The organism is Pseudarthrobacter arbutini (genome assembly GCF_054510915.1).
In genome coordinates this window covers 134,671-159,639 of record NZ_JBTNDQ010000001.1, presented here as the reverse complement: position 1 = coordinate 159,639, position 24,969 = coordinate 134,671, and the positions used below count along the sequence as shown (strand labels likewise).

The following is a 24,969-nucleotide window of genomic DNA, read 5'->3' as shown; positions in this document are numbered from 1 at the left end:
AGAAGTTTCATTTATCGAAAGTCAGATTCCCCGCCAGTGAGCCCATCGATCGAGGACCACCTGTTCGGGCCGCTGTCCATGCCCGTGCGCACCCGCAGGGTTGCGCCGCACACCGACGAAACGGCCGCTATCGCATGATTATGTACCTGCTCATGGGGCTGACGGCTGCCATTGTTTCTTACGGAGCCACCTGGGGTGCCCGGGTCATCGGGCACCGGCTCGAACTCCACGCCCCCATCCGCAGCCGTGACATGCATACGACGCCGGTGTCCCGGCTGGGCGGTGTGGCCATCTTCCTCGGCGTGCTGGTGGCCCTCCTCGTCGCCAGCCAGTCCTTCTTCGTCAAGGACATCTACCGGAACAACTTCTCGCCATGGGGCGTCCTGGCGGGCGCGGCACTGATCGTGCTCGTGGGGATCGCGGACGACCTCCTGGACATCCGATGGTGGGTGAAGCTCATCGGCCAGAGCGCCGCAGCCCTGGTGGTGGCCATCTGGGGAGTCCGGATGACCATTGTTCCGTGGGTTCCGGAGCCGATCTATCTGGAAAACGAACTGCTCCGCGTCGTGCTGACGGCCGGGCTCATCGTCACCACCATGAACGCCTTCAACTTCATTGACGGCCTCGACGGGCTGGCCGCCGGTGTGGCCATCATCGGCGGAACTGCATTCTTCTTCACGGCGTACTGGGTGCACCGGAACGCCGTCCTGTTGGACTATTCGGACCTGGCCACCCTGCTCACCGCCGTCGTCGTTGGCAGTTGCATCGGCTTCCTGCCGCACAACTGGTTCCCGTCCAAGATCTTTATGGGCGATTCCGGTGCCATGCTGATCGGCCTGCTGATGGCAGCTGCCGGCATCGTCTCCACAGGCCAGATCACGTCAGGGCTGTACGACCGCGCCAACGGTATCTCCACAGTCATACCGATTCTGCTGCCCTTCGCCGTGCTGTTCCTGCCACTGCTTGACCTGGGCCTCGCCGTCGTCCGCCGGACAGCGCGGGGACGTTCGCCATGGTCCGCAGACCGCGGCCACCTCCACCACAAGCTGCTGGATATCGGTTACTCGCACCGGACGGCCGTGATCCTGATGTACCTCTGGACCGCCATCCTGTCCTTCGGGGGATTGGCCTTTGCAGTCTTCCCCTGGCAAGTTGTATTGGCCGCTGACATCTTCGCCACGCTTGTCATGGGCCTGATTACGGCCTGGCCTTACCTGCGCCGCCACAGTGACCCGTCGCCGACGTAACGGCGTTCGGATTTATTTCTATCTCGTGTAGAATTCAGGGGCAGCCCAAGCTGCCCCTCCACCCAGCCCCAGGGCGCCGACGATTGGGATCTTATGACCTCCAACGCCGAACCCGGACGTTCGTCCGGCAGCGGACCCGTTGGTGTTTCCGGTCCCACGCGCTCGCTGTGGCTTCGCCTCCTCGCACTAAGTTCAGCTGCCGGTGCAGGCGCCCTGATTCTGGCGGGCATCCCGGCTGTGATCCTGAATGGCCCCAGCGGCGTCCTGTCCAGTACTTTGGGCGGCCTCCTGGTGATGCTCTTCTTCGCCATCAGTCTTCTCGTCGGCCACTTCATGGGGCGCAACAACCCCTCCGGTGCCATCGGGATGTTCGCGGCCACTTACTTTGTCAAGGTCGTGGGTTTCGCGGTTGTCCTGTTTGTGATCGGAGCACCTGCCTGGCTTCACGACCGATGGTTCCTGATTGGTGCCGTTGCCACTGTTGTCTTCTGGCAGGCCGCCGAAGTCTATGGCTTCAGCAAGGCGCGCCTGCAGATTTACAACGACCCCGAGCCCAAGGAGTCGAACGATGCCTGATCGGAAACGAACAGCGAAAAACGGTTCGTCCGTGCCCAAGAACGCTGCGCCCACGCCGGGGGTGTCGGCCGAAAACAACGACGGCGGATACAACGCCGGAATGGCCGTCTTTAGCTACATTATTGGCGGAATCATCGTCTGGAGTTTGATAGGGTGGGGTCTGGATTATCTGTGGGGAACCCGCTGGATCGTGCTCGCAGGCGCTCTGCTTGGAGCTCTCGGAGGTTTCTATCTTTCCCACATGCATGGCCTTACCAGTTCCAGAACCACGGCAGGTAAGAGCGGCGCAGACAGCGGCCCGTCCGCGGACGGAAACACAAATGCCAAATAATTTCACAGGGGGAGCTGCGGAGCACAATTCCGCGGGTCCTCGACCAACGCCCAATGATGGACACTGCAGAGAGGAAACGCGTTGATCGCGCTTGCGCTCCCGGCCCAAGATTCAGGAGAGTTCAATCCTCCTGGAATTGAAGAAATGCACCTGCCGGCAATCCTGCCGTGGGGGGTGGCTGACGGATTCTCCAAGCAGATGCTGCTGGTAATCCTGTCGGTCGTCATTATCGCCACATTCTTTCTGCTAGCTGCGCGGAAGCAGCAGCTTGTTCCCGGCAAGCTCCAGTTCGCTGGTGAAATGGCTTATGGCTTTGTCCGAAACGGCATTGCAAAAGACATTATCGGCGGCAAAGACTTCATGAAGTATGTCCCGTTGTTGTTCAGCCTTTTCTTCTTCATTCTGGTGAACAACATCTACGGCGCCATTCCCGTGATCCAGCTCCCGAGCTTCTCACACGTCGGCGGCGCCTATGTCCTCGCGGGCATTGTGTACGTCACCTGGATTGCCATCGGCATCAAGAAGAACGGCCTGAGGTACTTCAAGCTGGCCACCGTACCGTCCGGCGTCCCGGTGTACATTCTCCCGATTGTGATCCCGATCGAGATCATCTCGAACTTCCTGGTCCGGCCGGTCACACACAGCCTCCGTCTATTCGCCACCATGCTGGCAGGACACTTGATCGTCATGATCGCCGGTTCCGGCATTGAGTTCCTGGTGATGCAGGAGAACATCCTGCTCAAGGGAACCTCCCTTCTGGTCATCGCCGGCGCAGTTGCCATGTACATGCTGGAAGCACTGATCATGGCCCTGCAGGCCTACGTCTTCACGCTGCTGACCGCCATCTACATCGAAGGCGCCCTGCACGCGGACAGCCACTAGGCACCCACAAACTTCCCCTCACGGGGATGAAGCAACCCAAACAACCTGCCACATGGGTGGCATCTTGAAAGGAAGAAAAATGGAAGGCACCATCAACGGCTCCCTCAACCTCATCGGCTACGGACTGTCCGCAATCGGCGGTGGTATCGGTGTTGGTCTCGTGTTCGCTGCTTACATCAACGGCGTAGCACGTCAGCCGGAAGCCCAGCGCGTCCTGCAGCCGATCGCGTTCCTCGGCCTCGCGCTGACTGAAGCCCTCGCCATCCTCGGCCTGGTCTTCGCCTTCGTCCTGAGCTAGTCCTCAGAACCAAGCGAACATCCAGAACCGAGTAGATAAGGACGGGTGAAATATGAACCAGGTGATCATCTCAGCCGCCACTGCGGGCGAGACTAACCCACTGGTACCCAACGTCTGGGAAATGGGCGTTGTCCTCGCCGGCTTTGCTGTCCTCATGTTCATCGTGGTCAAGTTCGTTGTCCCGATGTTCGAGAAGACGTTTGCAGAGCGCGCTGAGGCAATCGAAGGCGGCATTGCCAAGGCCGAGAAGGCCCAGGCAGAAGCATCAGCCGCCCTCGAAGAATACAAGCAGCAGCTTACGGACGCCCGCGCGGAAGCTAACCGCATCCGCGAGGAAGCCCGTGCTGAAGGCGCCCAGATCCTTGCAGATCTGAAGGAAAAGGCTGCCGCTGAGTCTGCCCGCATCACGGCTCAGGCACACGTGCAGATCGAATCGGAGCGCCAGGCCGCAGTTGTGTCCCTGCGCTCCGAGGTAGGCACGCTGGCCACCACGCTGGCAGGCCGCATCGTTGGCGAAGCACTCAACGATGACGAGCGTTCCGCCCGTGTTGTTGACCGCTTCCTGGCAGATCTGGAGAACCAGAACGCAGGTGCAGCTAAGTAATGTCAGGTGTATCGAGCGAATCGCTGACCACGGCGCTGACCCAACTGGAAGCAAAGCTTCCGTTGGCCTCGCTGCAGTTGGCTAAGGAACTCTTCGGAATCCTGGGAACGGTGGACAGCTCGGCTGGCTTGCGCCGCGCCCTGACTGACCCGTCCCGCACCGGTGACGAAAAGTCGGCGCTTGTCAGGCAGCTTGTAGGCGGAAAAGTCTCCGCTGAGGCTGCGGACATCGCGGGCGGACTGGCCAGTTCACGCTGGGCATCGGCCCGAGATATCGGCGATGCACTCGAGACGCTTGCCGCAACGGTGGTTATCGCCGTTGCTGAAAACAAGTCGGCCGTTTCTGCCTCCGGAATCTCTGGGCTGGAAGAGCTGGAGAACGATCTGTTCTCCTTCAACCAGGCCGTTGCCTCCAACCACGAGGTACAACGTGCTCTGTCGGAGCCGCAGGCCAGTGCTGCAGCGAAGACCACGTTGGCGCAGAAGCTGCATCCCGGCGCAGGCGAGGAAGCAAAAGTCCTCATCGCGCAGGCAGTTTCCCAGCCCCGCGGCATCAAGGCGACTCGGCTCGTAGCCCGGTTCGCGGAGCTGGCAGCCAAACGGCAGCAGCGCTGGATTGCAACGGTCAGCGTCACCCGTCCCTTGACGGAGACGCAGTTCGCCCGCCTCCAGGCAGGGCTTAATTCCCTGTACGGTCGCGAGCTCAAGATCAACATCACCGTTGATCCTGAACTGATCGGCGGAATCCGTGTCCAGGTGGGTGACGAAGTGCTCGACGCTTCGGTTATCACCCGGCTGGGACAGCTTCACCGCCAACTGGCCGGATAGCCGGACAAGCACAACTTAACGAAACGAAACCCCGGTCATCGTGAGCAACGATGATCACGAAAACAGGAGAGCAGGGACTGCAGATGGCCGAATTGACCATCAACGCCGACGACGTCCGTATTGCGTTGAACGAGTTCGCGGCGTCCTACGAACCCGGAAACGCAGAGCGCGTAGAGGTTGGCCGTGTAACAACCGCAGGTGACGGCATCGCCCGTGTTGAGGGCCTTCCCTCGGTCATGGCGAACGAGCTGCTTCGCTTCGAAGACGGCACCCTGGGCCTGGCCCAGAACCTGGACGTCCGCGAGATCGGTGTCATCGTACTCGGTGACTTCACCGGAATCGAAGAGGGCCAGGAAGTCCACCGCACCGGGCAGGTTCTGTCCGTACCGGTAGGCGACGCCTTCCTCGGCCGCGTGGTTGACCCCTTGGGCCAGCCCATCGACGACCTCGGTGAAATCAAGACCACCGAAACCCGTGCACTGGAACTCCAGGCGCCCGGCGTGACCCAGCGTAAGTCGGTCCACGAACCGATGCAGACCGGTCTGAAGGCTATCGACGCCATGATCCCGATTGGCCGCGGTCAGCGTCAGCTGATCATCGGTGACCGCCAGACCGGCAAGTCGGCTATCGCCATCGACACCATCATCAACCAGAAGGCCAACTGGGCTTCCGGCGATGTGACCAAGCAGGTGCGTTGCATCTACGTGGCAATCGGTCAGAAGGCATCCACCATCGCGGCTGTCCGTCAGACCCTCGAGGACAACGGCGCACTGGAATACACCACCATTGTGGCTTCCCCCGCGTCTGACCCCGCAGGCTTCAAGTACTTGGCACCGTACGCCGGTTCGGCCATCGGCCAGCACTGGATGTACGGCGGCAAGCACGTCCTCATCGTGTTCGATGACCTCTCCAAGCAGGCCGAGGCCTACCGTGCAGTTTCACTGCTGCTGCGCCGCCCGCCGGGACGCGAAGCCTACCCGGGCGACGTCTTCTACTTGCACTCCCGCCTGCTGGAGCGTTGTGCCAAGCTCTCCGACGAGCTCGGTGCCGGCTCGATGACCGGTCTGCCGCTCATCGAAACCAAGGCAAACGACGTCTCTGCCTACATCCCGACCAACGTGATCTCCATTACCGATGGCCAGATCTTCCTGCAGTCGGACCTCTTCAACGCCAACCAGCGTCCGGCCGTCGACGTGGGTGTCTCTGTGTCCCGCGTGGGTGGTGCTGCGCAGGTCAAGTCCATGAAGAAGGTCTCCGGTACTTTGAAGCTGGAATTGGCCCAGTACCGCGACATGCAGGCTTTCGCCATGTTCGCATCGGACCTCGATGCCGCATCGCGCCAGCAGCTGACCCGCGGCGCCCGCCTGATGGAACTGCTGAAGCAGGGCCAGTACTCACCGTTCCCGATTGAAAACCAGGTTGTGTCCATCTGGGCCGGTACCAACGGCCACCTCGACGAGGTTCCGGTTGAGGACATCAACCGCTTCGAGACCGAATTCCTGGAGCACCTCAAGCACAAGTCCTCCATCCTGACCACGCTGGCGCAGACCAACGTTATGGACGATGACACCGCGGCTGCACTGAAGACCGCGATTGTGGCCTTCAAAAAGGGCTTCTTCGGTGAAGGTGACAACCGCCTGGTAGGCGCCGGCCACGAGGAGCACGAAGCTATCTCGGAAGCCGATGTAGACCAGGAAAAGATCGTCAAGCAGAAGCGCTAGTTTCGCTGGCAGGGACTGTCGGAACCCCGAGGTTCCGGCAGTCCCGGCCACCGGGATCTTAGGAAAGGAAAAGTATGGGAGCCCAGATTCGGGTCTACCGCCAGAAGATCAGCTCGACCACGTCGATGCGCAAGATCTTCAAGGCGATGGAACTGATCGCTACCTCGCGCATTGGCAAGGCCCGCGCACGCGTAGCGGCTTCACTGCCTTACGCAAACGCGATTACGCGTGCCGTTTCTGCTGTCGCAAGCCAGAGCGAAATCGACCACCCGCTGGTCACCGAGCCGACGCAAATCCGCCGGGCAGCTGTCCTGGTTATCAGTGCAGACCGCGGCCTTGCAGGATCCTACTCGGCGACCGTGCTTAAGCAGGCGGTCGGTCTCACCGAGCTGCTCCACGAGGAGGGCAAAGAAGTCAAGACGTACGTGATGGGCCGCAAGGCTCAGGCGTACTTCGACTTCCGCAACCTTTCTTACGAGCGCGTGTGGACCGGCAACACTGACGCGCCGGAGTTTGGAACTGCACGTGAGGTCGGCGCGGCATTGCTCGAAGCCTTCGCTGCAGACTACGAAGAGGGCGGCGTGGACGAGATCCATGTCGTTTACACCCGCTTCAAGTCCATGGTGACGCAGGAGCCGACGGTTATCCGTCTTCTTCCGCTTGAGGTTGTCGAAGAGCAGGCGGCGTCCGAGTCGGACCTCCTGCCGCTCTACGAATTCGAGCCGGAAGCGGAGCAGGTTCTTGATGCACTGCTCCCGCGCTACATCGAGTCACGCATTTTCGCCGCCATGTTGCAGGCAGCAGCTTCCGAGCTCGCAGCCCGCCAGCGGGCGATGAAGTCCGCCGGTGACAATGCCACGGACCTCATCAAGAAGTACACGCGTCTGCGCAACACTGCCCGTCAGGCTGAAATTACGCAGGAGCTTTCCGAAATTGTTGCCGGTGCTGACGCGTTGAACGCGTCCTAGCCTGCACGGTCCGGTCCAGCTGTACCTGCACTAAAGAACAAACTTAAACCCCCACGCCATCTACTGAGTGAAGTGAGAGAGATGACTGCCACTGCTACCGAACACGTAGCCGCAACGTCCGGTGCCACCGGCCGTATTGCACGTGTTATTGGCCCGGTTGTCGACGTCGAATTCCCGGCTGACGCAATCCCCTCGATTTACAACGCCCTCACCACGGAGATTACCCTCAACGGTGAGACCAAGACCATCACGTTCGAGGTTGCCCTGCACCTGGGCGACAACCTCATCCGCGCCATCGCCCTGCAGGCTACCGACGGACTCGTCCGCGGCACCAACGTAGTGGACACCGGTTCTCCGATCACCGTGCCCGTCGGCGACGGCGTCAAGGGCCACATCTTCAACGTCCTCGGCAAGCCGCTGGATGTTGACGAGTCCGAGATCCAGGCTGCGGACTACTGGCCGATCCACCGCAAGGCCCCGGCCTTCGCAACGCTCGAAGGCTCCACCGAGATGCTGGAAACCGGCATCAAGGTCATTGACCTTCTCACCCCGTACATCAAGGGTGGAAAGATCGGCCTCTTCGGCGGCGCCGGCGTGGGCAAGACGGTTCTGATCCAGGAAATGATCACCCGTGTGGCCCGTAACTTCGGTGGTACCTCGGTATTCGCCGGTGTTGGCGAGCGTACCCGTGAAGGTAACGACCTCTGGGTTGAAATGGAAGAGGCAGGCGTCCTCAAGGACACCGCCCTTGTGTTCGGCCAGATGGATGAGCCGCCGGGAACGCGTCTGCGCGTTGCACTGTCCGCCCTGACCATGGCGGAGTACTTCCGCGATGTGCAGAACCAGGACGTGCTGCTCTTCATCGACAACATCTTCCGCTTCACCCAGGCAGGCTCCGAGGTTTCCACCCTCCTCGGCCGCATGCCGTCGGCTGTTGGCTACCAGCCCAACCTGGCTGACGAGATGGGTCTCCTCCAGGAGCGCATCACGTCCACCAAGGGCCACTCGATCACCTCGATGCAGGCCATCTACGTTCCCGCAGATGACTACACCGACCCGGCCCCGGCCACGACCTTCGCACACCTCGACGCAACCACGGAACTTTCCCGTGAAATTGCTTCCCGTGGTCTGTACCCGGCCGTAGACCCGCTGACGTCGACGTCCCGCATCCTGGACCCGCAGTACATCGGTCAGGACCACTACAACACGGCCGTTCGTGTGAAGCAGATCCTGCAGAAGAACAAGGAACTCCAGGACATCATCGCCATCCTCGGTGTTGACGAACTGTCGGAAGAGGACAAGATCGTCGTGTCGCGTGCACGCCGTATCCAGCAGTTCCTCTCCCAGAACACCTACACCGCCAAGCAGTTCACCGGCGTCGAGGGCTCCACCGTGACCATCAAGGACACGGTTGAAGGCTTCACCGCTATCTGCGACGGCGAACTTGACCACGTTGCAGAGCAGGCGTTCTTCAACGTCGGCGGCCTGGACGATGTTGAGCGCCAGTGGGCCAAGATCCAGGAACAGACCAAGTAATATGGCTGAGCTTGAGGTTGAGATTGTCGCAGCGGATCACTTCGTGTGGTCCGGAGCGGCCAAGATGGTCAAGGCCCGCACCAGCGATGGTGAGATCGGAATCCTGCCCGGCCACTCGCCCCTGCTGGCGATCCTGGCCGAAGGTGAACTGGCCATTGAGCCGGTTTCCGGGAACCGCATTGCCGTGGCTGTTGACGGCGGATTCTTCTCCGTCGACAACAACCGCGTGGTGATTGTTGCTGACAACGCCCAACTGGGTGACGCGGCTACTGCTGGGATCCGCTAGCACGACCTTGATGGACGCTCCGACTTTTACGTTCATCTCCTTGGCAATCGTTTTCGGATTGCTGATTTTCGCACTGTGCCTTTCGGGGGTGCGCCGCTTCAATCTGCGGCGCGCCCTTGGCACAGTGGACGCCTCCATTTGCGTTGCTGGAAACAGCTGGCAGATGGGGGTTTGTCGTTACCAGGACAACGACCTTGAATGGTTCCGCCTGCTGTCCCTGAGCGTGCGTCCCAAACATAAGTTCAAGCGCAGCTCCCTGGAGCTGCTGGGCCGCCGCAAGCCCACCGAGGCCGAGGCCGTTAAGGTCCAGCCCGACGTCGTGATTGTCGAGCTGCGGTACGAAGGCCAGGATCTGCGGCTGGCCATGAAATTCGATGCCTACACGGGACTGTCCTCCTGGCTGGAAGCCGGGCCGGTCATCGGCGTGGGTACCTGGCGCTAGCCACGTGGACTGGATTGCTGATATCCGGTTGACAGACGGACCGGTGTACTGGGCCGCCTGGGTCCTTGGTGCCGCCGCCGCACTGTCCCTGGTCTGGCCCCCGCGCGCCCTTGGCCGCGGCCGCTGGTTCCTCAGCGTTGCCGCCGCATCGGCCGCCGCCGCCGTCGTGGTGCTCCTGGTCCATTGGGTCCTCATCTACTGGGCCTCAACCTTTCCAGAAGAACTGCCGTTCGACGTCTTGGCCTGGGTGTTTGCGGCCGTGGCCGCCCTCCTGCTGGTGTTGCTCCGGCTCCCCACGGCGTCGTGGCGTCGCCGAGCGCTGGATGTGCTCGCCCTCCTGGCCGTGGTGCTCCTGGCCGCTGTGCAGATCAACGCGTATTTCGGCCTCAACCGGACAGTTGCGGACCTGACAGGAACGGCGCTGAGCCGCATCCCGGCCCTGGAACAGGAGCTGATGCGCCGGCCGGACAACCCTGCCACGCCCGTGGACGGATGGAAACCCGCCAATGAGGTCCCTGCCGACGGCGTTGTTCGCACCGCATCCATCCCAGGAACGTCCTCGGGCCTCCAGGCACGCGACTCGTACATCTACCTGCCACCGGCCTACTTTGCTTCGAACCGTCCCAGCCTTCCGGTCCTGGTTCTGGTGCCCGGCCAGCCCGGCGGCCCTGCCGACTGGTTGACCGGCGGGTCGCTCCCGGCACGCATGGACAGTTTCGCCGCCCGGCATGGGGGAGTGGCGCCTGTTGTTGTGGTGGTTGATCCCAACGGCAACCAGTCAGCGAACAATCTCTGCATGGACAGCGCCATCGCCCAGGCAGACACATACCTCGCAGTGGACGTGCCGGCATGGATCTCGGGAACGTTGGACGTGGACTCCGACCACCGGCAATGGGCAATCGGCGGTTTCAGTTTTGGTGCCACCTGCGCAGTTCAGATGGCCACCCGCCACCCGGAGCTGTACACGGGTGTTCTCGCCTTTTCCAGCGAGAGCGAGCCTGCGCTGGCCAAGGAACGCCAGAAAACGGTTGATGCGGCCTTCCACGGCGACACGGCTGCCTTTGATGCCCAGATACCGCTGACGCTGTTGAAGGAGCGCCAATATCCTGGCAGCGTGGCGTATTTCGCGGCCGGGGCCACAGATCCGGAGTTCGTGGCAAATCTGCGGATCCTTGAGGCGGCGGCCCGCGGGGCAGGTTTCACCGTGGGCTCGGACGTGGTGGCTCACATCGGCCATTCGTGGGACGTGCTGACTCCCGGCATGGACAATGGGCTTGAGCTGCTGGCCGCACACTGGGGGTGGACCGAATGAGGGAAGCTGGCGAATCCCGTGCGCCGGCCCTGCTCTGGTCAGCCATCCTGCTTCCGGCTGGCCGAAGAATGTGGGGTTACCTCCGGTCGGTGCCACTGACCCTCAGTATCCTCGGGATTTTCCTGTTGGTCGGGGCGGCAACCGGCAGCTTCCTCAGCGGGCCGCCGGAGGAGCTGCTATCCCTCGCAGGCGTCAGCGCCCCGGGCCTGAAGGCCGGCAACTGGTGGTCCCTGGTGACGTCACTGTTCTTTGCCACCAACCCCCTGGCCTATCTGGTGGCGTCCCTGATGATCCTGCTGCTGCTGGGCCTGGCCGAGAAGAACCTCGGGTCCCTTCAGGCGGCAGCGTTTTTCCTCGGTGGCCAGTTTGCTGCTGTCACAGTCTTCCTGCTCCTGACACAGTTGGCCAGGTACGCGGGAGACGGCTGGCTGGGGCTGATGGCGGACAACAGCCTGATCGGTCCCTACGCCGCTGTCCTTGCGGCTTCGCTCGCCGCGAGCGGCAGGATCCCTGTCCTGTGGCGGCGGCGGTTGCGGACGGCGCTGCTCTCGGTGTCACTCCTGCTGGTCCTGTACGTGGGGCATGCAGAGACCGTCATCGGGCTGGTTGGTGCAGCGGTGGGTCTCGCAGCCAGCTGGTGGAACCAGAGCGACCACGGCCAGCTTCATCCGCCCCGCTCGAGCGGGAGGGAAACCAGGAACCTGCTGGCCCTGACGGTGGCCGTGTTCGCCGTGGGCCCCATCCTTACCGCCGTTGCCCGGACGCCCACCGGCCCGCTGGCGCTGCTCCGGGACGTGGTGCTGAACCCCATGCCAACGCTGGGACAGCTCGAAGCAAACTGTGGAGCAACAGTGGAGGCATCCTGCCTGGAGGTGGGGCGGACGGGCTTCGCCGGACCCTTTGGCCTCGCCCTGGCAGTAGTACCGGTGGTTCTGCTCCTCATCTGTGCTGACGGAATGCGCCGCGGCCGCCGCATGGCACTGCGCATCACGTTGGCCCTTCAGTTGGCGGTCACGGCGATGGCCGCCGTCTACCTGGCCCTGTTCGCGCTGATCCCGCATTATCCGGCGCGGCCGCATACGGCCGCCATGGGTTCGGGTTTTGTCCACATCCTGCCTTTGGTGATCGTCCCACTGCTGCTGGCGGTCCTGCTCTGGGTTAACCGCCGCCAGTTCCGCGTCGAGACGATCCCTGCCGCCCGTCGTCGGCTCTTGGCGGTGGTGGGTGGCGTCTGGCTACTCCTGGCCGGGAGCTACGCCCTGGCCTGGTTTGCCGCTGGGGGAATGACGCGCGACGGCGGTTTGCTGGGCTTGCTGGCTGAACTGTCCAGGCAGTATCTGCCGGTTCCACTTCCGAATCTCTACCACCGGGTTTTTGCTGAACGGGACGGCCTCGAGTCCCTGATTTTTGGCTATTCCGGACCGGTCTTCTGGCTTGTTGCCTTAGCCGGCGTCTGGTCCGTGCTCCTGGGCCGGCACCATGGCAGCGATTCGGGCCACGACGACAGGGCCGCGGCCCGGAAGCTGTTGCACGAGGGTGGCGATTCACTGTCGTGGATGGCCCTCTGGGAGCCCAACCGGTACTGGTTCAGCCCGGATGCACGCGGCGCCGTCGCCTACCAGCTGCACGGCAGTGTCGCCCTGACGCTGGCGGGCCCCTTCGGTGCGGCCGACTCCCGTCAGCGAACCGCCGAAGGGTTTCTTTCCTACTGCGGCAACCGTGCGCTCATCCCGGCCTTCTACTCATGCGATGACACGCTGTGGCCCCTGCTGCAGGACCGGGGCTTCCAGCGCGTGTCGGTGGCGCAGGAGACCAGGCTGTCCGTCCGGCAACTTGAATTCACGGGCAAGGAATGGCAGAACGTCAGGACTGCCCGCAACCGCGCCGCCAAGATGGGCGTCAATGCCGTCTGGGGTACCTACCACGGGCTGCCGTCCGCCCTGCGTGCCCGGCTCAGCGAAGTGTCGGAGGAATGGGCGGCAGGCAAGTCAGTTCCGGAAATGGGCTTCACGCTCGGCGGCATGGATGAGCTGATGGACGACGAAGTGCTCTGCTGCCTGGCCGTGGACGGCGACGGCCATGTGCACGGGGTCACCAGTTGGTTGCCCGTTTACGACGGCGGGACGCTGGTCAGCCGCACTCTGGACGTTATGCGCCGGGGTGCTGACGGATTCCCCGGGGTGATGGAGTTCCTCATTGCTTCGGCGGTCCTGGAGTTGCGCGAATCCGTGGAGGTGATCTCGCTCTCCGGGTCCCCGCTCGCCAGTCGGCCCGGCGACGAAACGCCGGGGAAGCCGGTGCCGGCAGAGAACCTCGTCCGCATCCTCGATGTGGTGGGCCACGCCCTCGAACCGGTCTACGGATTCCGGTCCCTGGCGGCTTTCAAATCACGCTTCAAACCCGAGTACCGAACCCTTTACCTGTATTACCAGGATCCGCTGCAGTTGCCGGCGATCGGACGGGCGCTCACCCGGGCCTATTTGCCCGGCCTTTCGCTGCGGCAGGGGGCACGGCTGGTCCGGGGCCTCGTGGGCCAGGGAAGCTGATCCTCACAGCGGCACGAACGATTTGCGACTGGAAAGTCACGGTGGACAAAGACATTGCGGACAAAGAAAAGACCCCCGGCACGGATGCTGGGGATCTTTTCTTCGCTGGAGGCCACGCAGACGGCGGCCGCCGGGCGGGGGACTAGACCAGCGTTACGCCGGTAGCCTGGGGGCCCTTGGCACCCTGACCGATTTCGAACTGAACGCGCTGGTTCTCGTCGAGGGTCTTGAAGCCACCGGTCTGGATCTCCGAGTAGTGAACGAAGACATCGCCATCGGAGTCATCCGGGGTGATGAAGCCGAAGCCCTTTTCAGCGTTGAACCACTTGACGGTTCCCTGTGCCATTTATTTCTCCTCATTATGGAACTTGTCTAAGTCCGACACACCTCGTGCCGGACTCGGTCACTCCGCGAGAAGAATCCTTCAATGCCGTTCCTGGGAACCTGCGCTGCAGGAGCTTCGCGCTCGCAACATGTCTTGCGAGCATAAAAACACCTACACAAAGACTGGTCTAAGAATTTCACGCCGATTCCGTCAGGTCAACGGTCTGAACGGCCAATACGGCAAATTTTGCGTATAAAAAGGATGAATCCCCTTGTCAGGGGGCCGAAGGCGTCACCGGTGCGGATATCCGGCGTCAGAAAAGCGGAACTCGGCGTCATAAAAGCGGATAGCGGGCCTCAGAAAAGCCGGGAGTCGCTATCGTCCACACCGCGCATGGCGTCGTAGTCCAGCGTGATGCAGTCGATGCCGCGGTCGTTGGCCAGCACCTTGGCCTGCGGCTTGATCTGCTGGGCAGCGAAGATGCCACGGACCGGGGCCAGCAGCGGATCGCGGTTCAGGAGTTCAAGGTAGCGCGTGAGCTGCTCCACGCCGTCAATGTCGCCCCGCCGCTTCAGCTCGATGGCCACGGTGGCCCCGCTGGCGTCACGGGCCAGGATGTCCACCGGGCCGATGGCGGTGAAGTACTCGCGGCGAATGAGCGAAAAACCTGAGCCCAGCGTCTCGATCTGATCGGCAAGCAGGCGCTGGAGGTCGGCTTCGACGCCGTCCTTGATCAGACCGGGGTCCACCCCGAGGTCGTGGGAGGACTCGTGCAGCTGCTCGTGGATGTTGATGATCAGGCGGTCATCGGTCTTGGCGGACTGGACGGTCCACTGTTCCGTGACGCCAAGCTCCAGGTCAATGTCCTCCGGCGAGGACACCCGCAGGGTGGCAGGCGGGCTCATCCAGTTCAGCGGCTTGTAGGAGCCGCCGTCGGAATGAACCAGCACCGAGCCGTCGGCCTTGACCAGCAGGAGCCTGGTGGCAAGGGGGAGATGGGCTTTGAGCCGGCCAACATAATCAACTGAACATCGGGCTATGACAAGTCGCACGCCGTACACACTACCGGGGCTGGGGCAGAATGGAGGCATGCCGCGTTCCAACCGTCCCCGTCGTCCTGCCTCCGGAAAGCCGGGCATAGCTGGCGGAAAGCCGGTGGGCAAGAAGGGCGACGGCGACGTTCCGGAGTTGGATTTGGAGCGGGCGCGGGCTGGAATCGCCCGCCGGGAAAGCGCGCCCGACGGCGAATGGACGGTCAGGACCATGACTGCCAGGAACGCCGAAAAGACCTATATTTGCCCCGGCTGCTCCACCGCTGTTGTCCCCGGCATCGCCCACCTGGTGGTGTGGAAGGACGATCATATCTTCGGTGCGGCCGCAGGCCTCGCTGAGCGCCGCCACTGGCACACCAACTGCTGGCTGTCCCGGACCTACCGTTACCGCTGACTCGGAATAGCCCGGGCGAACGGCTCCGCCCCGGAGAAGCCGCATTAAGAGCCAGCGCACTGCGCCTGGCGGCCGCCGGGAGTCGCTAAGCTGGCAGGCATGACTTTTGATCCGGCGTCGTTCGAATTCAGCCAGCCAACAGGGCCCGCACCCATCCGCGCGTCAACGGTGCTGCCGGCCCGGCGCGAGAACATCGAGCTCCGCACCGAAGATGGCCACACTCTGGTGGGGGAACTGGCGCTGCCCGAGTCCGGCCAGATCACCGCGACGTTGATCACCCTGCATCCGCTTCCGACGCACGGCGGTTTTATGGACTCGCACGTGTACCGCAAGGCGTCCTACCGGCTTCCGGCCCTGGCCGGCGTGGCTGTGCTTCGTTTCAACACGCGCGGGACGGAGTCGCCGCGGGGAACCAGCGCAGGTTCCTTCGAAGAGGGGATTGGCGAGCGGCAGGACGTTGAGGCGGCGGTGCGTTTCGCCGTCGAACGCCAACTGCCCAACCGCTGGCTGGTGGGCTGGTCCTTCGGCACCGAGCTGGCGCTGATGTACGGTGCCGTTGAGCCGGTGGCGAGCCAGGTTGAAGGTGCCGTCCTGCTGTCACCTCCGCTGCACCGCGCAACGGACGCCCACCTGCGCCTCTGGGCGGACTCCGCCAAGCCGCTCACCGTCCTTGTGCCGGAGCATGACGACTATCTTCAGCCCGCCGCCGCCGCTGAACGTTTCAGCTTGGTGCCGCAGGCCCGGGTGGTAGGCGTCGACGGCGCCAAGCACCTTTGGGTGGGGGAGAAATACGCTTCCCGCGTGCTCAATGAAATCGTCGACGACGTGACGGAAGCGGGCTCCGGACCCGAAGGCCTGCCGCAACTGTGGAACGGCCCGGTGGCTACCGCAGCAGCCTAGTGCCTGCCCGATAGTGCCTGTCCGCTAGTGCTTGTCCTGGCGGGCGATGTAGATCTCCTTGACCAGGAGCAGGATGGCGGCCGCCGTGGGGATGGCGATGAGCGCGCCCAGGACTCCCAGCAGGCTGCCGCCGGCAATCACGGAGATCACGGCCACGGCGCCAGGCACGGCCACGGCTTTCTGCATGATGCGCGGCGAGATGAAGTAGGCCTCGAACTGGAGGTAGGCGAAGTAGCAGATGCCGTAGACGGCGGCAGTCTGCCACCCGACCGTCAAGGCGATCAGCAGGACCACAACGCCGGCGATCATGCCGCCCACCAGGGGGATAAAGGCCAGCAGGGCCACCACGAAGGCCAGCAAGAGGGCGAACGGGACACCCACAATGGACATCACGATGAAAGCAAACGTGGCATTGAGCAATGCCACGCAGGCCTGCCCGATCACGTAGTTGCCGACGGAACGGGTGATCTCCTCGGAGAGGGCTTCCACCCGGGCCCGGCGAGACCGCGGGGCCAGCCGGTAGCCCCACTTCTTCATGGCTGGAAGGGCGGCCAGGAAGTAGAGGCTCAGGACCAGGACGATCAACGTGCCGAAGAGACCGTTGGCCAGGGTGGAACCGAAGCCCACCACCCCGCCGAAGATCCCGCCCATCGCCGCCGGATCATTGACGAATTTGTCGAGTTCCTCGTTGATGCGGTCGCGGACCCCGAACTCGTTATCAAGATTGCGGAAGAACTCAGAGTCGATGAAGTCCCGTACCCAGGTGGGTGCCTGCACCACAATTTGGGTGACCTGTTCCACGATGGTGGGAATGAGGGTAGCGAAGAACCCTCCCACAGCCACTACCAGGACAAGGACGGCCAGAAGAATGCCGACCGGGCGGGGAATGCGGCGGTTCTCCAGCCAGCCCACCACGGGTTCCAGGCCAAGGGCAATGAACAGAGCAGCAACAATCCAGAGCAGCAGCTGGGTGGTGTTGGAGCCGATCCAGTAGACCAGCAGTGCAAGGCCCACCCCTACGGTGCCCATGAAGCCCATGTAAAGGGGATGTTGCATCGACATCCGGGGACCCGGACGGCCAAACTGCGCGGCTGTCCCGCCGGCACCGCCACCCCCGCCGTCTTCGGTGCCGGCAGGTTCTTCCGTGTGGTTGTATTCCGGCGGGATCTCAAACCGGAGCCTGGGCTGGGCGCCCGGCAGCGGCTGGCGCAGGCGCCGAACAAGCTGGCCAAGGGCCGAAGCTGCGGAGCCCCGTCGCTTCGCCGTCGCAGGCGTGTCCGGCGAGGATTCCAAAGCGCCAGCGGCCGGTTGATTTTCGTGTCCCGTGGAGGACTCTTCCGTCTTGTCAGTCACTGGATTCTGGGGCCTGTTCCGTGCGTGGCGCCGCATTTGCGGGCCGGTGTGATGATCATCGCAAACACTATCAGCAGCCTTGCCAACAGGAGCGAGGGCGCCCGCCGGGCCGCCCGGGCGCCGCCGATTCCGGACCCCGCTGGCGCCCAAACGGGGGTTCTGGTAACAAAACGGTTACTATTGAAAGTAAACCCCCGCGAATGATAGGTGTTTCCTTTGCGCTTCAAGACTGCAGTTGCACTCGTGCTGCTCGGCCTCCTGACACTTCTGGCCGGTATTGGCCAGAAGACAATCTGGGCTCCCTCCGAGACCTTTACGGCTTCCGCCCCGGCAGATGCCGCGGAGGCGCCACTGACCGTCATCGACCAGGACCTGCGCACCGCGCAGGGCGGAACGGTGAAGATCAAGATCGAAGGCGACGGCAACTTCATGCTCGCGGCCGGCCGGCCTGACGACGTGGACGCCTGGGTGGGCCCGACGGCCCACAACACCATCACTGGGGTTTCCGAGGACAACAAATCCCTGCAGGTTGAGCACGCCGACGGCGACGCCACGGCGCCGAATCCGTCCGGATCCGATCTCTGGGTTTCCACTGAGAACGCGAGCGGTGAGCTGGAGTACTCGTGGACGCCGCCCGCTGACGGCGAATGGTCACTGCTGCTGGCGTCCGATGGCACCAAGCCCGCACCGTCGTCGGTCTCCATGACGTTCCCGAATGACACCTCCACCCCGTGGGCCATCCCGCTGATGGTGATTGGCGGCCTGCTGATCCTCGCCGGCATTGCCCTGGTGGTCCTGTCCGCACGCAAGCGGGACGGTGAAGGCAACGGCACGGGAAGCCTGTTCGCCCGGCGCGCCCGGGCCAAGGCCGAGGCAAGGTCCGCCTCACGGCTCGGCATGGTGTCCGGCGGCATGGTCACCGCCGCAGTGACCGCCCTTGTTGTGGCCGGAACGGGTGTTGCTGCGAGCGCTGCCACCACGCCCGCGCCGGCTCCCGAATCAGCATCGCCGGAGGCCGCCCAGGGGGCCGCGCCGGTCCTCCTGGACGCCCAGTTCCGCAGGATCCTGGAGCAGGTCTCCAGCACCGCCGACGCCGGTGACGCCGCAAAGGACGCGGCCATGCTCGCAGAGCGCGTAGCCGGGACGGAGCTTGAGGTCCGTACGCAGAACTACAAGATCCGTTCCCAGGTGGGCACTTATGAAGCCCGGATGCCCGTCCGTTCCACGAAGCTCCTCACCACGGTGGTCACCAGCGACCGCAGCTGGCCGCGTTCAGTCCTCGCCGTTACGCAGGGTGACGGCAACGTCGTCCCGCAGCTGCTCACCTTGGTCCAACCCTCCCCGCGGGAGAACTACAAGCTGACCGAGACCACCCCGCTGCAGCCGGGAACCACGTTCCCCGCCATCGGCCGGAACGGCACCGACACGCTGGCCGCCAACGACAAATCCGGCCTGCTGTACAGCGGCGAAGAAGCCCTGGCCGGGCTGGCCGACCGCCTGACGAATTCAGAGTCGAGCTTCAAGGACAAGCTCGTGGAGGGCGCATCCTCGCCGTACATCGCCGACACGCTTTCCTACCAGGCCGAGGTAGTCAAGTCCGGCGAAAACGGCAACTTCTCCTTCACCCACAAGGTAGTACCGGAAAGCACTGTGGTGTTCCGGACGGCCGACGGCGGGGCGCTCGTGCTGGGCCGGATCAACTTCGGCTTTGATGGCACGCCCAAGGCCTCCGGTGACAAGCTCACCATCGGCGACGACGCCGCGGCGCTCGCCGGCGGCAAGGAAACCACCACCGGCATGGTCCTGAACTTTGCTGAATCAATGGCGGTCTACGTTCCGCCGGCAGGTTCTACGGATCCCATCAAGCTGGTGGCCGCAACGCGCGGGCTGGTAGGCGCAAGCTTCAAATAGGCCCGCAGGGTCCAGTCCCAGATGCAGTACCCCCGGCAGCGGCCGGAGTGGCTAGAGTGGAAAGCATGAGTTCGCCAGCTTCCCGCCCAGTCCCTCCCGCCGCTGCCAGCCTGCTTAACCTGCGTGGCGCCGTCGACCTTTCATCCCTGAAACAGCGCCAGGCGCCGCCTGCGGCTCCCGGCAATCCCCCTGTTCCCGGGGATGCGGGTGCCAGCGCAGAAGCGGGTGCGGTAACGCCCGACGACGGCGCGGCACCGCTGCGGGTCACTGTCACCGAAGGCAATTTCCAGGAACTCGTGGAGCTTTCCGCCCAGGTTCCGGTGGTCTTCGCGCTATGGGCCGCGTACTCGCCGGAATCCGCCGCGATGCTCGACTCGCTGGAGCGGGTCATCAACAGCTACGGCGGCCGCCTGGTCTTGGGTGCGGCGGACATCGAAGCCTTCCCGCAGCTGGCACAGGCCTTCCAGGTCCAGGCCGTCCCCACGGCCGTCGCCGTCCTCAAAGGCCAGCCCGTACCGCTCTTCCAAGGCGGCGCCGAGGAATCCCAGATCCGGCCCCTCCTGGATGAACTGCTGAAAGTCGCGGCCGCCAATGGGGTTACGGGCAGCCTCGGCGGGGGCAGTGCGCCCATGGAGACCGAACCAGCACCTCTTCCGCCGCTGCACCAGGCCGCGTTCGACGCCATTGAGGCGGGCGACTATGAGGCCGCCGCCGTGGCCTACCGGCAGGCCCTGCTGGAAATGCCCGCCGACGCCGAGGCCAAGGCCGGCCTGGCCCAGGTGGAGCTGATGGCCCGGCTCCAGCCGCTCTCCGCCGAGGACTCGGAAGCCTTGCGTACCCTCGCCGCCAACGAACCTGACAATCTGGCCGCCCAGCTGGGCGTGGCGGACCTGGACGTGTCCGGCGGCCACGTGGAGGACGCGCTGAACCGCGTGGTCAGCTTCATCGGCCGGAACTTCGGCCCGGAACGGGAGACTGCCCGCGTACGCCTCCTGGAGCTCTTTGACGTGGTGGGCACGTCCGACCCCCGTGTTGCCAAGGCACGCCAAGGACTCGCCAGGGTCCTGTTCTAGTGCCGGCCCTGTTCCAGCCGCTCAAGCTCCGCTCCCTGGAGCTCACGCACCGCGGCTGGGTATCACCCATGTGCCAGTACAGCTGCGGTCCCGACGGCGCCCCGGGGGTTCCGAACGACTGGCACCTGATGCATCTGGGCTCCTTCGCCGCGGGCGGCGCCGCGTTGATCCTCACTGAGGCGGCCGCCGTGAACGCGGCCGGCAGGATCAGCCCCCGCGATGCCGGGCTGTACAACGACGAACAGGCCGAGGCCTGGCAGCGGATCACGTCCTTTGTGCACCGGCATGGTGCCGCGGAAGCGAAGATCGGCGCCCAGCTTGCCCACGCCGGCCGGAAAGCGTCCGCCTACTGGCCGTTCGCCGGGCAGCGGGGGAGCGTCCCGGAGTCCGACGGCGGCTGGCCCACGGTGGGGCCGTCACGGCTTGCCTTCGACGGCTTTGCCGAACCCGCCGCGATGACCGAGGCGCAGATCCAGGACGTCATTTCCGACTTCGCGGCCGCCGCAGTGCGTGCCGTGGACGCCGGGTTCGACACCGTGGAGATCCATGGCGCGCACGGCTACCTCCTGCACCAGTTCCAAAGCCCGCTGATCAATACGCGGACCGATTCCTGGGGCGGGGATGAGGCCGGACGGAACCGGCTGATGCTCGCCGTCGTTGATGCCGTCCGCAACGTCATCCCCGAATCCATGCCCCTGCTGCTGCGGATTTCAGCCACCGACTGGGCGCCGGGCGGCGTCGATGTCCAGGCTTCGGTTCGGCTGGCCGCCCAGGCGGCAGAGCACGGAGTGGACCTCATCGACGTCTCCAGCGGCGGGGCCGTGGCCCATCAGGACATCAGGCCGGGTCCGGGCTACCAGACGGAGTTCTCCGCACGCATCCGCCGGGAAGCCGGTGTCCCCACAGGCACCGTGGGCCTGCTGACTTCCGCAGGCCAGGCCGAGCATGCCGTGGCCACCGGGCAGGCCGACGGCGTGTTTATTGCCCGGGCCGCGCTCCGGGATCCGCACTGGTGGCTCCGTGCGGCGTTTGAACTGGGGCATGACCTCCCCTGGGCACCGCAGTACGAACGGGCCATGCCGCGGCATTCGTTCTAGGGTTCCCTACGCCTTTGGCACTACTCCCGCGGGAGGACCCCTTCGGCAGGGCCCTGGGTCTAGGCTGGCATCATGACTGCTGCGCATCCTGATCCCCACTCCGATCCGGTGGTGCACGCCGGGCCGGTTCCTGCCTTGTCCATCCGCGGCCTCGCCAAGCGCTTCGGCGGAAAAATCGCCGTGGACGGCATCAGCCTCGACGTCCCGGCAGGTTCATTCTTTGGCATTGTGGGGCCCAACGGTGCCGGCAAGACCACTACATTGTCCATGGCCACCGGCCTGCTGCGGCCCGACTTCGGCACAGCGGTTGTCCACGGAGTGGACGTCTGGGCCCGGCCGCTGGAGGCCAAGAAGCTGATGGGTATCCTCCCTGACGGTGTCCGTCTCTTTGACCGGCTCACCGGCGAGCAGCTGGTCACGTACGCGGGGCTGCTGCGTGGCATGGACAAAGACGTGGTGGCCTCGCGTGTGGGGGAGCTGTTGTCGGCCCTGGACCTCAGCGAGGACGCCGGGACGCTCGTGGTGGATTATTCGGCAGGCATGACAAAAAAGATCGCCCTGGCCTCGGCCCTGATCCATGCCCCGCGGCTGCTGGTGCTCGATGAGCCCTTCGAGTCCGTGGATCCCGTCTCGGCGGCCAACATCCGGTCCATCCTGGACAGTTATGTAGCTTCCGGCGGGACGGTGATCGTCTCGAGCCACGTTATGGACCTGGTCCAGCGTATGTGCGACCACGTCGCCGTGGTGGCGGCCGGCAGGCTCCTCGCCACCGGGACCGTGGACGAAGTCCGCGCCGGCGCAACGCTGGAAGAAAGGTTTGTCCAGCTGGTCGGCGGACGCAACCACACGGAAGGCCTGGAATGGTTGCGCACCTCCTAAGGCTCAAACTGACCCTGCTGCGGAACGGCCTTCGCCGCAGCCCCTGGCAGCTCGTCGGCCTGGCGTTCGGCGGTCTTTATGCCCTGGGGCTGGTGGGCATAATGGTCGCGGCACTGGTCCTGCTGCGCACTGAAGACCCCGAACTGGCCCAGACGGTTGTGGTGCTTGGTGGTTCAGCGGCCCTCCTCGGCTGGGGCCTCATTCCGGTGGTCGCGTCCGCCGCGGACCTGACCCTGGACCCTGCCCGCTTCACCACCTCCGCCATCCCCATGCGCCAACTGCTCACGGGGCTGGCCCTCGGCGGGCTGATCGGCATCCCTGGCCTGGCCACCGCGCTCGCAGCGCTCGCCACCGTGTGGACCTGGGCCCGTGGCCCCCTTCCCGCGGTTGCCGCACTGGTGGGTGCCGCCGTCGGCGTTCTGACATGTATTGTCCTGTCCAAAGTGGTCACCACCGCCACCGCCAGCCTGGCGTCGTCGCGCCGGTTCAAGGATGTCAGCGCCGTCGCGTTTATGGTCCCGCTGGTCCTGATGGGCCCGATTGTCGCTGGCGTGGGCAGGGGCATCACCGCCTCGACGGGTTTCCTCCCGGAGCTGGCTGCCACCTTGTCCTGGACACCACTTGGTGCCGCGTGGTCCCTCGGTGGTGATGTTGCGGTTGGCCGCCCGGGAGCGGCCGCACTGAAACTCGTGATCGCCGCTGCAACCCTCGCAGTCCTGTCCTGGTGCTGGAAACTGCTCCTTGAACGGGCCCTGGTCAACCCGCCCTACGCCGGCAGCGGGAGCCGCAAGGGTGGCAAACTGGGGCTGTTCGACCTGCTGCCGGCCACACCGGCCGGTGCAGTAACAGCGCGCGCGCTGACGTACTGGCTGCGCGATCCCCGCTATTCCGGTTCCCTGGTGGTGGTCCCGCTGCTCCCCATCCTGCTGGTCTTCCAGGGCAGCCAGTCCGGTGACTACGGAGTACTGGCGGTGGCTGCACCGCTGGCTGCCTTTCTGCTGGCCTGGTCCATCTCAGCGGACGTCTCCTATGACAACACGGCATTCGCGCTGCATGTGGCCACGGGCGTCCGCGGTGTGGACGACCGGCTGGGTAGGGCGTTGGCCTGCCTGGCTTTTGCCCTGCCCGTGGTACTGATCTTTGCAGTGGGCCAGTACTTCTTTACCGGCAGCTGGTCGGAACTGCCCGGCCAGTTGGGCTTGAGCCTGGGCATCCTCTTCACCGGGCTTGGCTTGTCGTCCGTGGTGTCGGCACGCTACACGGTGGCCGTCCCGTTGCCCGGGGACAGCCCGTTCAAGAAACCCCCGGGCAACGTAGGGCAGACCCTGGTGGTGCAGTTTGCCGGCATGGGCGTCCTGAGCCTGCTGGTCCTGCCCGAGGTGAGCCTGCTCATCGCGCAGCTGGTCACGGGGAATGCCATGTTCGGGTGGGCCAACCTGGCCGTCGGCCTGATGCTGGGACTGGCGCTGTTTGGTGCGGGCATTCGGCTGGGTGGAAAGTGGCTTGATGCCCGCGGACCCGAACTGCTGGCCCAACTGACCGTCAACCGCTGACTCCGTAACGCACCAGACGTAAAGCACCAGAAAGGCGGCCGGACATGGAAGTTGTCATCCTCCAGGGCAGCAAGCAGATCGGACAGCTCGTCGCCGATGCCATCGAGGCCCTGCTCCGGCGAAAGCCCACCGCCGTACTGGGCCTCGCCACCGGGTCATCGCCGCTGCCGGTGTACGACGAGCTGGCGGCGCGGCACCAGCGTGACGGGCTGGACTTCAGCAATGCCCATGCCTTTGCCCTGGACGAATACGTGGGGCTGGACCACGGGCATCCGGAGTCCTACCGGGAAGTCATCCGGCGGGAATTCACCAGTCGGGTCAACATCGCCGAGGGCAACGTCCATACGCCTGACGGGGCGGCCGCGGACCTGCCCGCGGCCTGTTCCGCCTACGAGGAGGCCATGCGGGCAGCGGGCGGCGTGGACCTGCAGCTCCTGGGCGTGGGTACGGATGGCCACATCGGCTTCAACGAGCCTGGTTCCTCGCTCGCATCCCGGACTCGCATCAAAACCCTGATCGAGCAGACCCGCCGGGACAACGCCCGGTTCTTCGGCAGCCTGGCAGAGGTGCCGCACCACGTGGTGACCCAGGGGCTGGGCACCATCCTCGAGGCCCGGCACGTTGTCCTCATCGCTACCGGGGCGCAGAAGGCGCCGGCCGTCCGCGACTTCGTGGAAGGACCCGTCGCGGCCATCTGCCCGGCCTCGGTCCTCCAGTTCCACCCGCACGCCACCATCCTGGTGGATCAGGCCGCGGCATCGTCGCTGAAGCTCGCCGACTTCTACCGGCATACGTACGATCACAAACCTGCCTGGCAGGGTCTGTAATTCCAGGAGCTGTAATTCCGGCCACACAC

General features: G+C 64.3%; 25 protein-coding genes. 22 read left to right on the top strand and 3 right to left on the bottom strand.

What is annotated here, in order from left to right; translation table 11 throughout:
- Positions 1-134: 134 nt before the first annotated feature.
- The 14 genes from ACX80V_RS00765 to ACX80V_RS00700 all read left to right on the top strand — a co-directional run bounded on the left by ACX80V_RS00765 (position 135) and on the right by ACX80V_RS00700 (position 13,576).
- Positions 135-1,247: an MraY family glycosyltransferase gene (locus tag ACX80V_RS00765; protein ID WP_485841584.1), complete on the top strand. Its 1,113-nt coding sequence runs from the start codon at positions 135-137 to the stop codon at positions 1,245-1,247.
- A 93-nt stretch (positions 1,248-1,340) separates the two neighbouring features.
- Entirely contained in the window at positions 1,341-1,823 is a 483-nt protein-coding gene (locus ACX80V_RS00760; RefSeq protein WP_485841583.1) for a Cg1360 family ATP-synthase-associated protein, read from the top strand.
- Positions 1,816-2,154, top strand: coding sequence for a hypothetical protein (locus tag ACX80V_RS00755; protein ID WP_227008120.1), 339 nt, complete (start codon positions 1,816-1,818; stop codon positions 2,152-2,154). The genes ACX80V_RS00760 and ACX80V_RS00755 overlap by 8 nt, the downstream gene beginning before the upstream one ends.
- An 81-nt stretch (positions 2,155-2,235) precedes the next feature.
- The gene (atpB, locus tag ACX80V_RS00750) at positions 2,236-3,036 is read left to right on the top strand and encodes a F0F1 ATP synthase subunit A (protein ID WP_058932012.1); all 801 of its coding nucleotides are present in this window, start codon (positions 2,236-2,238) and stop codon (positions 3,034-3,036) included.
- 79 nt (positions 3,037-3,115) lie between these two features.
- A complete protein-coding gene (gene atpE / locus ACX80V_RS00745; RefSeq protein ID WP_011775261.1) occupies positions 3,116-3,334 on the top strand; it encodes an ATP synthase F0 subunit C in 219 nt (72 codons plus the stop codon).
- A gap of 52 nt (positions 3,335-3,386) precedes the next feature.
- Complete coding sequence (locus ACX80V_RS00740) at positions 3,387-3,938, top strand: F0F1 ATP synthase subunit B (RefSeq protein WP_056349412.1); 552 nt, start codon at positions 3,387-3,389, stop codon at positions 3,936-3,938.
- Positions 3,938-4,765: a F0F1 ATP synthase subunit delta gene (locus tag ACX80V_RS00735; RefSeq protein ID WP_485841582.1), complete on the top strand. Its 828-nt coding sequence runs from the start codon at positions 3,938-3,940 to the stop codon at positions 4,763-4,765. The genes ACX80V_RS00740 and ACX80V_RS00735 overlap by 1 nt, the downstream gene beginning before the upstream one ends.
- Before the next feature lie 83 nt (positions 4,766-4,848).
- On the top strand, positions 4,849-6,486 hold the full coding sequence (gene atpA, locus ACX80V_RS00730; RefSeq protein WP_248764123.1) for a F0F1 ATP synthase subunit alpha: 1,638 nt from the start codon (positions 4,849-4,851) through the stop codon (positions 6,484-6,486).
- Positions 6,487-6,560: 74 nt separating this feature from the next.
- Positions 6,561-7,454 carry a F0F1 ATP synthase subunit gamma gene (locus ACX80V_RS00725; RefSeq protein WP_248759992.1) on the top strand — a complete coding sequence of 298 codons (894 nt, stop codon included), beginning with the start codon at positions 6,561-6,563 and terminating at the stop codon, positions 7,452-7,454.
- A gap of 81 nt (positions 7,455-7,535) precedes the next feature.
- Positions 7,536-8,990, top strand: a complete 1,455-nt coding sequence (gene atpD, locus ACX80V_RS00720) for a F0F1 ATP synthase subunit beta (RefSeq protein ID WP_141140965.1) — start codon at positions 7,536-7,538, stop codon at positions 8,988-8,990.
- A gap of 1 nt (position 8,991) precedes the next feature.
- Positions 8,992-9,276: a F0F1 ATP synthase subunit epsilon gene (locus ACX80V_RS00715; RefSeq protein ID WP_056349400.1), complete on the top strand. Its 285-nt coding sequence runs from the start codon at positions 8,992-8,994 to the stop codon at positions 9,274-9,276.
- Between the two features lie 10 nt (positions 9,277-9,286).
- The gene (locus ACX80V_RS00710) at positions 9,287-9,718 is read left to right on the top strand and encodes a DUF2550 domain-containing protein (protein WP_056349397.1); all 432 of its coding nucleotides are present in this window, start codon (positions 9,287-9,289) and stop codon (positions 9,716-9,718) included.
- Between the two features lie 4 nt (positions 9,719-9,722).
- The gene (locus ACX80V_RS00705) at positions 9,723-11,030 is read left to right on the top strand and encodes an alpha/beta hydrolase (RefSeq protein WP_485841581.1); all 1,308 of its coding nucleotides are present in this window, start codon (positions 9,723-9,725) and stop codon (positions 11,028-11,030) included.
- A complete protein-coding gene (locus tag ACX80V_RS00700) occupies positions 11,027-13,576 on the top strand; it encodes a bifunctional lysylphosphatidylglycerol flippase/synthetase MprF (protein ID WP_485841580.1) in 2,550 nt (849 codons plus the stop codon). The genes ACX80V_RS00705 and ACX80V_RS00700 overlap by 4 nt, the downstream gene beginning before the upstream one ends.
- A 142-nt stretch (positions 13,577-13,718) precedes the next feature.
- On the opposite strand, the gene ACX80V_RS00695 is transcribed toward ACX80V_RS00700, so the two are convergent.
- Together ACX80V_RS00695 and nucS are read right to left on the bottom strand one after the other, a co-directional pair.
- Complete coding sequence (locus ACX80V_RS00695; protein WP_011692441.1) at positions 13,719-13,922, bottom strand: cold-shock protein; 204 nt, start codon at positions 13,920-13,922, stop codon at positions 13,719-13,721.
- Positions 13,923-14,257: 335 nt separating this feature from the next.
- Positions 14,258-14,953: an endonuclease NucS gene (nucS, locus tag ACX80V_RS00690; protein ID WP_058933052.1), complete on the bottom strand. Its 696-nt coding sequence runs from the start codon at positions 14,951-14,953 to the stop codon at positions 14,258-14,260.
- A gap of 37 nt (positions 14,954-14,990) precedes the next feature.
- On the opposite strand from nucS, the gene ACX80V_RS00685 reads away from it, so the two are divergent.
- Both ACX80V_RS00685 and ACX80V_RS00680 read left to right on the top strand, forming a co-directional pair.
- Complete coding sequence (locus tag ACX80V_RS00685) at positions 14,991-15,347, top strand: Rv1322 family protein (protein ID WP_485841579.1); 357 nt, start codon at positions 14,991-14,993, stop codon at positions 15,345-15,347.
- Positions 15,348-15,446: 99 nt separating this feature from the next.
- Positions 15,447-16,247, top strand: a complete 801-nt coding sequence (locus ACX80V_RS00680) for an alpha/beta hydrolase (protein WP_485841578.1) — start codon at positions 15,447-15,449, stop codon at positions 16,245-16,247.
- 24 nt (positions 16,248-16,271) lie between these two features.
- Here ACX80V_RS00680 and ACX80V_RS00675 read toward each other — a convergent pair whose 3' ends face one another.
- Positions 16,272-17,600 (bottom strand): AI-2E family transporter, encoded by a 1,329-nt coding sequence (locus ACX80V_RS00675; protein ID WP_485841577.1) that lies wholly within the window; start codon positions 17,598-17,600, stop codon positions 16,272-16,274.
- Between the two features lie 216 nt (positions 17,601-17,816).
- Here ACX80V_RS00675 and ACX80V_RS00670 point away from each other — a divergent pair, with 216 nt between their 5' ends.
- The 6 genes from ACX80V_RS00670 (at position 17,817) to nagB (ending at position 24,940) form a co-directional block, all read left to right on the top strand.
- Positions 17,817-19,511 carry a DUF8094 domain-containing protein gene (locus ACX80V_RS00670; RefSeq protein ID WP_485841576.1) on the top strand — a complete coding sequence of 565 codons (1,695 nt, stop codon included), beginning with the start codon at positions 17,817-17,819 and terminating at the stop codon, positions 19,509-19,511.
- A gap of 65 nt (positions 19,512-19,576) precedes the next feature.
- Positions 19,577-20,584 carry a tetratricopeptide repeat protein gene (locus ACX80V_RS00665; RefSeq protein WP_485841575.1) on the top strand — a complete coding sequence of 336 codons (1,008 nt, stop codon included), beginning with the start codon at positions 19,577-19,579 and terminating at the stop codon, positions 20,582-20,584.
- Positions 20,584-21,681 (top strand): NADH:flavin oxidoreductase/NADH oxidase, encoded by a 1,098-nt coding sequence (locus ACX80V_RS00660; protein ID WP_058932026.1) that lies wholly within the window; start codon positions 20,584-20,586, stop codon positions 21,679-21,681. The genes ACX80V_RS00665 and ACX80V_RS00660 overlap by 1 nt, the downstream gene beginning before the upstream one ends.
- A gap of 72 nt (positions 21,682-21,753) precedes the next feature.
- The gene (locus ACX80V_RS00655) at positions 21,754-22,560 is read left to right on the top strand and encodes an ABC transporter ATP-binding protein (RefSeq protein ID WP_058932027.1); all 807 of its coding nucleotides are present in this window, start codon (positions 21,754-21,756) and stop codon (positions 22,558-22,560) included.
- Positions 22,542-24,113, top strand: coding sequence for a transporter (locus ACX80V_RS00650; RefSeq protein WP_485841574.1), 1,572 nt, complete (start codon positions 22,542-22,544; stop codon positions 24,111-24,113). Before ACX80V_RS00655 ends, ACX80V_RS00650 begins: the two co-directional genes overlap by 19 nt.
- 44 nt (positions 24,114-24,157) lie before the next feature.
- A complete protein-coding gene (gene nagB, locus ACX80V_RS00645; protein WP_485841573.1) occupies positions 24,158-24,940 on the top strand; it encodes a glucosamine-6-phosphate deaminase in 783 nt (260 codons plus the stop codon).
- Positions 24,941-24,969 lie beyond the last annotated feature (29 nt).

Coding starts and splice junctions, on each gene's coding strand:
- ACX80V_RS00760 (WP_485841583.1), top strand. CDS start 1,341: ATGACCTCCAACGCCGAACCCGGACGTTCGTCCGGCAGCGGACCCGTT.
- atpD (WP_141140965.1), top strand. CDS start 7,536: ATGACTGCCACTGCTACCGAACACGTAGCCGCAACGTCCGGTGCCACC.
- ACX80V_RS00755 (WP_227008120.1), top strand. CDS start 1,816: ATGCCTGATCGGAAACGAACAGCGAAAAACGGTTCGTCCGTGCCCAAG.
- ACX80V_RS00685 (WP_485841579.1), top strand. CDS start 14,991: ATGCCGCGTTCCAACCGTCCCCGTCGTCCTGCCTCCGGAAAGCCGGGC.
- ACX80V_RS00650 (WP_485841574.1), top strand. CDS start 22,542: ATGGTTGCGCACCTCCTAAGGCTCAAACTGACCCTGCTGCGGAACGGC.
- ACX80V_RS00735 (WP_485841582.1), top strand. CDS start 3,938: ATGTCAGGTGTATCGAGCGAATCGCTGACCACGGCGCTGACCCAACTG.
- ACX80V_RS00700 (WP_485841580.1), top strand. CDS start 11,027: ATGAGGGAAGCTGGCGAATCCCGTGCGCCGGCCCTGCTCTGGTCAGCC.
- ACX80V_RS00655 (WP_058932027.1), top strand. CDS start 21,754: ATGACTGCTGCGCATCCTGATCCCCACTCCGATCCGGTGGTGCACGCC.
- ACX80V_RS00740 (WP_056349412.1), top strand. CDS start 3,387: ATGAACCAGGTGATCATCTCAGCCGCCACTGCGGGCGAGACTAACCCA.
- ACX80V_RS00725 (WP_248759992.1), top strand. CDS start 6,561: ATGGGAGCCCAGATTCGGGTCTACCGCCAGAAGATCAGCTCGACCACG.
- ACX80V_RS00665 (WP_485841575.1), top strand. CDS start 19,577: ATGAGTTCGCCAGCTTCCCGCCCAGTCCCTCCCGCCGCTGCCAGCCTG.
- ACX80V_RS00710 (WP_056349397.1), top strand. CDS start 9,287: ATGGACGCTCCGACTTTTACGTTCATCTCCTTGGCAATCGTTTTCGGA.
- ACX80V_RS00765 (WP_485841584.1), top strand. CDS start 135: ATGATTATGTACCTGCTCATGGGGCTGACGGCTGCCATTGTTTCTTAC.
- ACX80V_RS00680 (WP_485841578.1), top strand. CDS start 15,447: ATGACTTTTGATCCGGCGTCGTTCGAATTCAGCCAGCCAACAGGGCCC.
- ACX80V_RS00715 (WP_056349400.1), top strand. CDS start 8,992: ATGGCTGAGCTTGAGGTTGAGATTGTCGCAGCGGATCACTTCGTGTGG.
- atpE (WP_011775261.1), top strand. CDS start 3,116: ATGGAAGGCACCATCAACGGCTCCCTCAACCTCATCGGCTACGGACTG.
- ACX80V_RS00695 (WP_011692441.1), bottom strand. CDS start 13,922: ATGGCACAGGGAACCGTCAAGTGGTTCAACGCTGAAAAGGGCTTCGGC.
- atpA (WP_248764123.1), top strand. CDS start 4,849: ATGGCCGAATTGACCATCAACGCCGACGACGTCCGTATTGCGTTGAAC.
- nagB (WP_485841573.1), top strand. CDS start 24,158: ATGGAAGTTGTCATCCTCCAGGGCAGCAAGCAGATCGGACAGCTCGTC.